This is a genomic window from Halobacterium bonnevillei, from assembly GCF_009831555.1.
Classification (GTDB): Archaea; Halobacteriota; Halobacteria; order Halobacteriales; family Halobacteriaceae; genus Halobacterium; species Halobacterium bonnevillei.
In genome coordinates this window covers 1-7,951 of sequence record NZ_WUUU01000141.1, presented here as the reverse complement: position 1 = coordinate 7,951, position 7,951 = coordinate 1, and the positions used below count along the sequence as shown (strand labels likewise).

Here is a 7,951-nt window from a genome sequence, read left to right as displayed (position 1 = left end):
CGTCGCGAGGCCGCACGCCGGGACGTCGGGGAGGCTCGCGGCGAGGTGGACGGCCGCTGTACGGGCGACGGCGCCGTCGATGGTCGTCGTGACGACTGGTCCACGGCAGCGTCTCGCGCGGCGAGCGCGGCCTCCCGCGCCCTGTCGACGCCGCCCAGCGCCATCGGTTTTAGCACGACGCAGTCAGCGACCCCCAGCACCTCCTCGAGCGGGTACTCGGTCAGGGATTCGTCGAGCGCGATGCGAACGTCGCCGCCCGCGAGGTCGGCGTGGCCGGCGAGGTCGTGAGCCGGGAGTGGCTGTTCGACGTACTCCACGACGTCACCGAGCGCGAAACACGCGTCCTGTGCCTGGGTTCTCGTCCACGCCTCGTTGGCGTCAGCGCGGACGCGAAGGCCCGTCTCGGCGCGACCGCGCGGAGCCGCCCGACGTCGGCCGCCACGCTCCGTGCGCCGACCTTCACTTTCACCGTCTCGAAGCCCTCGCTGGCGGCGCCCCGCGCTGCATCGACCGTGTCGGCCCTGGACGCGTCCCCGATTGTGGCGTTGACTGGAACTACATTTGCCGGGTCGTCCGTGAAGCGGCGAGCGACGGGAGTACCGTCCTCGCGGGCCCCGGCGTCTAGTTTGGCAAGCGAGACGGCGTGGCGGGCCGCTGGGGCGCCCTCACAGGCAGCCAGGGCTGCGTCCCAGTCCGCGGCGGCGTCGGCGCGTTCGAGCGCGCGCTCGCTCGCTGTCAGCGTCTCAGTCCAGCCCGGGAGGGGCGTGGCCTCTCCGACGCCCCCGTCCCGGTAGAAGACGAATCCTTCTCGTTCAGTGATGGCTCCGGTGGCCGTCTCCAGCGGGCGCGACAGCGGGAGCGCGAACGAGCGGATCATACCGCGAGTCCGACGCCGAACAGGACGGCGTACAGCGCGAGCAGTTGTCCGTTCCGCGAGAGTGCGGGGTTGAGCGCCTCGCCGTCCGTCCGCGTGAACAGCGTCCTCGACAGCGACACGGCCAGCGGCACCGACAGGAACGGCAGCAACACCGCGAGGTCACTGGTCCGAACGTAGAACCACAGTGGGACGGCGTATGCAAGCACGAACAGCGCGACGTACTGGACCCGTGAGAACGTGTAGCCGAATCGGACCGCGAGGGTGCGCTTCCCGGTCGTCGCGTCCTCCTCCCGGTCGCGGACGTTGTTCACGACGAGAATGTTTGTCGCGATGGCCGCGATCGGCAGGCTGGCGACCAGTGACGCGGTCGTAATCGACCCCTTCGGCGGCCACACCGGAATCCCGGACGCCAGCACCGTGACCGCCTGCACGTAGTACGCGCCAGTCACGGCGACCACGCCGAAGAACACGAACACGAAGAGGTCGCCGAGGCCGTGGTACCCCAGCGGGTACGGCCCGCCGGTGTACGCGATCCCGGAGGCGACGCTCAGCAGGCCGACGACGAGAATCGGGACGCCCCCGACTACCACGAGGTAGGTACCCACGAGGATGGCGGCCCCGAACGTGAGGTAGGTCGCGCGCTTCACCTCGTACGGTTCGATGAGGCCGCCCGCGGTGACGCGCGTGAACCCCTCGCGCTCCTCGGTGTCCGCGCCCTGGACGGCGTCGTAGTAGTCGTTCGCGAAGTTCGTCCCCACCTGGATGAGCGCCGCGCCGACGAACGCCGCGAACGCCGGCACCGGCGCGAACACGCCGTCGCGGACGGCGAGACCGACTGCGACGAGGATGGGCGCAGCGGCGACCGGGAGCGTGTGCGGGCGCGCGGCGATGAGCCACGCCTCCCGGCGCGAAACGTCAGCCGTGTCAGTCATTGCCGCCACGTTGGGCGAGCGCTGTCAAAGCGGTGACGGTCGCTGCGGGAGCGCCCCGATTCGACCCGGCAACGGGTCGGGGTCTCACTCGTGGCTTGGTCCGGTGCCAGCTACGCCCTGGGCGGGTATCCTCGTGCTCCCGCCGGCAGTACGTTAGCAGGTGGTTCGAACGTCGAGTGGCCGGGGACGGCGGCCAGGGCTTCGCTCCGGCAGTTTGGAGACCGAGAACATACCCAGTGTTTATGCCCGAACCGACTCGACAGTAGAGCATATGGATTTGTTGTCGCTCCAATCGGAGAGCCCCGTTCCGGAGCGACTGGTCTGGACGAGCGTCGCCTTGACGCTGCTCGTGGTCGGCGAAGTCGCGGTCCGCGTGACGACGGTGTGGTCCGCACCGCAGGTCGTGTTGAACGGCGAGTTCGTGATCGGCGTGGTCACGACGGCGCCGTTCGTCGCGGGCATCGGGTACGCCGGCTACTGGCTCGCCGCCAGTGACGTCGACGCGCCTCGGCACAGGCGAGTCTGGTGGTGGCTGCTAATCGGTGCCGCCGCATCGCTCCTTCTGAACCTCGCGATCCTGGCCGTAGTGCCGGTCTCGTCTGGGTTGCTGGCCGTCGGCTGGCTCCGCTGGGCGGTCGCGGTCGGCGGCGGCATCGGGGTCGGCGTCGGCATCACGGAAGCGCGAGCCATCCAGAAAGCATTGGAGGCCGAACGGAGCGCGGTTCGCGCCGAACAGTTAGCGGTGCAGCGGGATCTGCTGGATTACCTCAACAGCCTCCTGCGCCACGAGGTGCTGAACGCGACGAACGTCATCTCCGGCTACGGGTCGCTGCTCATGGCGGAACACGACGAGGGGACGCCGGGCTACGAGTACAGCGAGACTATCACCCGGAAGAGCGACGAGGTCACGACGGTCATCGAGGACGTCCGCGTGTTGCTGCACGCCACGGAAGGTCGAAGGACGACGGAACCCGTGGACGTCGTCGACGTCCTCGATTCCGAGCTCGAGAAGCTCGCCGACCTCGATCCGGCTGTCGTCGTCGACCTCGATGCGCCCGACTCCGTTACGGTCCCGGCGGACGCGTTGCTGCCGCGGGTGTTCGGCAACCTGCTCTCGAACGCCGTCGTCCACAACGACAGCACTCCGCCTCGCGTGTCCGTGACCGTCGAGACGAGCGAGGACACCGTGGTCGTCGACGTCGCCGACAACGGACCCGGGATACCCGACGCGGAGGCCGAGACGCTGTTCGAGCGTCCGGTCGAGCGGACCGCCGAGCACGGCCTGGGACTGTACCTCGTCGGGCAACTGGTAGACCACTACGGAGGCCGCGTCCAACTCCTGGACACCGGACCGGACGGCAGCGTCTTCCGCGTCGAACTCCCCCGGGAATCCGGAGTCACGCTGGACGGAGCGACCGGCGCCCCGGACGACCAGCCCGGGAACTCGTTCAGTGGCGCCGCTACGGCGACACCAGTCGAGTAAGCTACCGGCCCTGCAAGTCACAGGGTCGGCGAGTCAATCAGTCAGGGAGTCACAGGGTCAGAGCGGCGAGCGCAGTAGTGGCGGGATCAGTAGTACCAGGGGTAGTCAGAGAAGTCGGGGTCGCGGCCCTCCATGAACGCCTCGCGGCCCTCCTTCGCTTCGTCGGTCATGTAGCCGAGGCGGGTAGCTTCGCCCGCGAACACCTGCTGGTCGACGAGGCCGTCGTCTGCCATGTTGAACGCGTACTTAAGCATCCGCATCGCCGTCGGGGACTTCGACGCCATCTCGTCGGCCCACTCCAGGGCGACGTCCTCGAGGTCCTCGTGGGGGACGGCCTCGTTCACCATCCCCATGTCCGCCGCCTCTTCGGCCGAGTAGGTTTTCCCGCGGAAGAACACCTCGCGGGCCTTCTTCTGGCCGACCTGTTTGGCCAGGTACGCCGAGCCGAACCCGGCGTCGAACGAGGCGACGTCGGGGTCGGTCTGCAGGAACTTCGCGTGCTCGTCGCTGGCGAGCGTGATGTCGCAGACGACGTGGAGGCTGTGGCCGCCGCCGACGGCCCATCCCGGGACGACTGCGACGACCGGCTTCGGCATGAATCGGATTGCGCGCTGGACTTCGAGGATGTGGAGGCGGCCGGCTTTCGCCTCGCGGACCGTCTCGTCCTCCTCGCTGGCGGCCTCGTCGTCGCCCCGGTACTCGTAGCCCGAGTCGCCGCGGACGGACTGGTCGCCGCCCGAGCAGAACGCCCACTCGCCGTCTTTCGGACTCGGACCGTTCCCCGTGAGGAGCACGCACCCGACGTCCGCTTGGCGTTTCGCGTGCTGGAGCGCGTCGTGGAGTTCGTCGACGGTGCCCGGGCGGAACGCGTTCCGGACTTCGGGGCGGTCGAACCCGATCCGCACCGCGTCGACGTCGGTGCCGCGGTGGTACGTGACGTCCTCGTAGTCGCGGTCAGCGACCGGCTCCCAGCGTTCGGGGTCGAAGATGTCCGAGACCATACCGGGGCGTCCGCGGCGGGCCGGGATAAGGGTTTACACCGGCGACCCGCTCGGGGACTCCCGGTGCGACGGAAGTGCAACGCCACGCCGCACTGCCACACCGCCGGCATCCCCAGGCTTAAGCCGACTCCCGGGAACCCTCGGGTATGGAACTCCCGGGGGTGCTGTGGCGCGACGTACGCGGTACCGTCGTCGGCGCAGCCGTCGGTATCGCCGCGTTCCTGGCCGGGTTCGTCGCGACGTTCGTCCTACAGCGAGACGAGTTCGCGGAGTCCCCCGCGCTCGGGGACGAACTCGCCGCCGTCCTCGGACCGGATCTCGGCGACGTCGCGGAGTACGTGGCTGACTGGCTCCAGCCCGAGCCAGTCGAGGCAGTCGGCTGGTTCTTCTACGCGAGCCACTACGTCGACCTCGAGGTGACGGTCACGACCCTGGGGCGCTCGATGCGGTGGACCGCCGACCTCCAGCAGACGCCGCTGTGGGACGACGAACTCGCGCTGGTGCCGCCGCTCGTCCTCCTCACGGCCGGCTACCTGTTCGCGCGCTGGCACCACGGCCGCGGCGGGTCCGCACTGGCGTGCGGAGTCCGCCTGGCGTTCGGCTACGCTGCCGCGGCGTCCGCTGGCGTCTCCGTCGTCTCGTACTCGCGGGACGCCGGCTTCGCGAGGCTGACCGCAGTTCCCGACCTGGTCACCGCGGTCGTCTACACGGCGACGTACGCGCTCGTATTCGGGACGGCCGGCGCGCTCCTGTACGACGCGTACGGACCGAAGAATGGCGCTCGGGGAACCCTTGACCAAGAGACCAGCGCGACCGGCCAGCGCGACCCCGGGGAGTAGACTGCGGGTGGGTCAGCGGTCAGACGCAACCCACTCCTCGAGGCGTTCGCGTTCCCGGTGACTCGCCGCGGCGTCCGTCTCGACCTCGATGACTTGCGTTCCTGCTGCATCGACCGACTCGCGGTAGGCAGCCCGGAAGCCGTCCAGCGTCTCGACGCGCGCGAACTCGAGGTCGTAGACGTCGCCCGTCGGTTCGAAGTCGAGGCCGTGGGGCGTCTTGAACTGCCCCGTGAACGGCGGGTCGAACGCCTCGATTGGGAGCATGTGGAAGATGCCGCCGCCGTCGTTGTTCACGAGCACGACGGTCGCGTCGACCTCGCAGCGGTCCAGCGCGAGCAGGCCGTTCGAGTCGTGGTAGTACGCCAGGTCGCCGGTGACGAGCACCAGGGGTTCGTCGGTCGCGCTCCCGGCGCCCAGTGCCGACGACGTGATGCCGTCGATGCCGGACGCCCCCCGGTTCCCGAGGACCGTGATGTCGGCGTCCCGCGGCCGGCCGAAGCGGTCGAGGTCGCGGACGGGCATGCTGTTCGAGACGAACAACGTTGCGGGGTCGGGCGCGTCCGCGGCGGCCGCAGCGACGACGTCGCCCTCGAGGATGGCCTCGGGCGTGAACTCGTCGACGGCGTCCCAGTAGTCGGCGTCGAGTGCCAGGACGCGGTCGGTCCAGGCAGTCCGTTCTCGTGGTTCGAGTCGTCCAGCGAGTGCGCGAGCGGTCTTTGTCGGGTCCGCGACCACGAGGTCGCTGGTGGTGAACGTGGCTTCACGCCACTCGCCCGCCGGGTCAACGACGAACTGTCGCGCGCCGCTGTCCCGGAGGTACTGCCGCAAGGGCTTCGAGGTCGGTGACGCACCGAACCGGAGCACGACGTCGGGTGCCTGGAGGTCGCCGTCCAACGGGCCGGCGGCCAGCAGGCCGTCGTAGCCGCCGACGACGGGCGCGGTTTCGACGTGCGTCCCGTATCGGAGGTCGGATAGGGGGTCCGCGAACAGCGGGAAGCCAGTGGCTTCAGCGAGTGCGACGGCAGCAGTCCTGGTGAGGCCGGCGGCGTCGTCCGGCCCGGCGACAATCAGGCCGCGGTCGGTTCCGTCGATAGCATCCGCGAGCGCATTCAGCGTGTCGTCGTCGGGGGCTGCCGGAGCGTGGTGGACGGAGACGAACGCGTCCTCGCGGCCGGTGGCCGCCAGCGGGTGCTCGTCGGCAAATCCCTCCGGCACGTCCCCGGGGACGGCCACTGGCTCGAGGGGTTTCCGGAACGGGAAATTGAGGTGGGCCGGGCCCGGGTTCGCGCCCGTCGACTCGCCGACTGCGCGGCAGACCGCGGTGCGCAGCGACCGGAGTTTCCGGTCGTCGGCCGCCGGCTCCGGGAGGTCGCGGTAGTGGCGGACGGCGTCACCGTAGAGCTTCTGCTGGTCGATGGTCTGGTTGGCACCCGAGTCCCGGAGTTCCGGCGGGCGGTCTGCCGTCAAGACGAGCAGCGGCACGCGGGCCTGGTTCGCTTCGATTACCGCCGGGTGGAAGTTCGCCGTCGCGGTGCCGGACGTCGACACGACCGGTGTCGGGGTGCCCGTGCGTTTCCCGCGGCCGAGCGCAAAGAATGCCGCGGACCGCTCGTCGAGGTGCGAGAACACCCGGATGTCGTCGTGGGCCGCGAACGCGACGGTCAGCGGGGTCGAGCGACTCCCGGGGCAGACGCAGACGGCGTCCACGCCGGACTTCGCGAGTTCGTCGACCGCCGCGCGCGCCCACAGCGTGTTCCGGTTCGGCGCGGCCCGGTCCGGCGCGGTCATCGCGGCGCCTCCCGTCGGCGCTGCGGCCTCCGAAGCGACGTCATTCGAGTTCGTCCAGGATGGGGCGGTACTTCAACTGTACCTCTTCGTACTCCTCGCCGGGGTCGCTGTCGGCGACGATGCCGTTGCCAGCGAACATCGTCACCGTGCGGTCCGTGGCGACGGCCGACCGCAGGCCGACGGCGAACGTGCCCTCGCCGTCGCCGTCGAACCAGCCGACCGGGGCCGCGTACCAGCCGCGGTCGAAGGACTCCGTCTCCCGGATCACGTCCAGCGCGGCGTCCGGCGGCAGCCCGCCCACCGCCGGCGTCGGGTGCAGCGCTTCCGCGACGTCGAGGACGTGCGTGTCGTCGTCCACGTCAGCGGTGATGGGCGTGTTCAGGTGCTGGATGTTCGAGAGCTTGCGGACGGTGCGCTCGCCGACTGTGACGTCGCCGAACGCCGCGAGCTGGTCGACGATGGCGTCCGTCACGAGTTTCTGCTCGTGGCGGAGCTTCTCGCTGTCCCGGAGCCTGGCAGCGAGTTCCGCGTCCGCCTCGGGCGTGTCGCCCCGCCCGACTGACCCCGCCAGGGCCGTGGTCTCGACGCCGCTGCCCCGCAGCGTCACGAGGAGTTCGGGGGTCGCACCGAGGAACGCTGCGCTGCCGTTGGGCGCCACGAGGAACCGGAAACACGACGGGTAGGACTGGCGGAGCCGCTCAAGGAGGTCGCGCGGATTCACGTCCCCCGAGAGTTCTGCGCTGAGCGCGTTCGCCAGGACGACCTTCCGGAGGTCGCCCGCGGCGATGCGGTCGACGGCGTGCTGGACTTGCTCGTGCCACGCCGCCTCGTCTGTCGCCGGCGTCGTGGATTCGACGCCGGGCCGGGGGCCGCTGGGCTGCATCGCTGGCAGCGACTCGACGTCCTCGCGCGCGGTGTCGAGCGCCGCGTCCACGTCCCCGGGATCGACGTTCTCACCGGCGCGCGTCACTGTCAGCCACGTCTCGTCGCCGGAACTCGACAACTGGACTTCCGGGAGGACGAACCGCGCG

The 7,951-nt window shown here is 70.0% G+C and carries 6 protein-coding genes and 1 pseudogene; 2 read left to right on the top strand and 5 right to left on the bottom strand.

Translation table 11 applies throughout. The features are described 5' to 3' along the window. Together GRX66_RS20060 and GRX66_RS14270 are read right to left on the bottom strand one after the other, a co-directional pair. A pseudogene (locus GRX66_RS20060) lies at window positions 1-371 on the bottom strand (enolase C-terminal domain-like protein); the annotation flags it as partial. Window positions 372-873: 502 nt separating this feature from the next. After that, window positions 874-1,809 (bottom strand): 1,4-dihydroxy-2-naphthoate polyprenyltransferase, encoded by a 936-nt coding sequence (locus GRX66_RS14270; protein ID WP_159527159.1) that lies wholly within the window; start codon window positions 1,807-1,809, stop codon window positions 874-876. Window positions 1,810-2,080: 271 nt separating this feature from the next. Here GRX66_RS14270 and GRX66_RS14265 point away from each other — a divergent pair, with 271 nt between their 5' ends. After that, window positions 2,081-3,292, top strand: a complete 1,212-nt coding sequence (locus GRX66_RS14265; protein WP_159527158.1) for a sensor histidine kinase — start codon at window positions 2,081-2,083, stop codon at window positions 3,290-3,292. A gap of 86 nt (window positions 3,293-3,378) precedes the next feature. Here the strand turns inward: GRX66_RS14265 and GRX66_RS14260 are convergent, their stop codons facing one another. After that, the gene (locus tag GRX66_RS14260) at window positions 3,379-4,293 is read right to left on the bottom strand and encodes a 1,4-dihydroxy-2-naphthoyl-CoA synthase (protein WP_159527157.1); all 915 of its coding nucleotides are present in this window, start codon (window positions 4,291-4,293) and stop codon (window positions 3,379-3,381) included. Between the two features lie 146 nt (window positions 4,294-4,439). Between GRX66_RS14260 and GRX66_RS14255 the strand changes: the two genes are divergently transcribed. After that, window positions 4,440-5,132: a hypothetical protein gene (locus GRX66_RS14255; protein ID WP_159527156.1), complete on the top strand. Its 693-nt coding sequence runs from the start codon at window positions 4,440-4,442 to the stop codon at window positions 5,130-5,132. A 12-nt stretch (window positions 5,133-5,144) separates the two neighbouring features. Here the strand turns inward: GRX66_RS14255 and menD are convergent, their stop codons facing one another. Together menD and GRX66_RS14245 are read right to left on the bottom strand one after the other, a co-directional pair. After that, a complete protein-coding gene (gene menD, locus GRX66_RS14250) occupies window positions 5,145-6,920 on the bottom strand; it encodes a 2-succinyl-5-enolpyruvyl-6-hydroxy-3-cyclohexene-1-carboxylic-acid synthase (protein ID WP_159527155.1) in 1,776 nt (591 codons plus the stop codon). A gap of 40 nt (window positions 6,921-6,960) precedes the next feature. Continuing rightward, on the bottom strand, window positions 6,961-7,951 hold a 991-nt coding region (locus tag GRX66_RS14245; RefSeq protein ID WP_159527154.1), incomplete at its 5' end, for an isochorismate synthase.

What these genes read in the sequence shown, in the direction of transcription:
- GRX66_RS14270 (WP_159527159.1), bottom strand. Translation starts at nt 1,809, where the DNA reads ATGACTGACACGGCTGACGTTTCGCGCCGGGAGGCGTGGCTCATCGCC.
- GRX66_RS14260 (WP_159527157.1), bottom strand. Translation starts at nt 4,293, where the DNA reads ATGGTCTCGGACATCTTCGACCCCGAACGCTGGGAGCCGGTCGCTGAC.
- GRX66_RS14255 (WP_159527156.1), top strand. Translation starts at nt 4,440, where the DNA reads ATGGAACTCCCGGGGGTGCTGTGGCGCGACGTACGCGGTACCGTCGTC.
- menD (WP_159527155.1), bottom strand. Translation starts at nt 6,920, where the DNA reads ATGACCGCGCCGGACCGGGCCGCGCCGAACCGGAACACGCTGTGGGCG.
- GRX66_RS14265 (WP_159527158.1), top strand. Translation starts at nt 2,081, where the DNA reads ATGGATTTGTTGTCGCTCCAATCGGAGAGCCCCGTTCCGGAGCGACTG.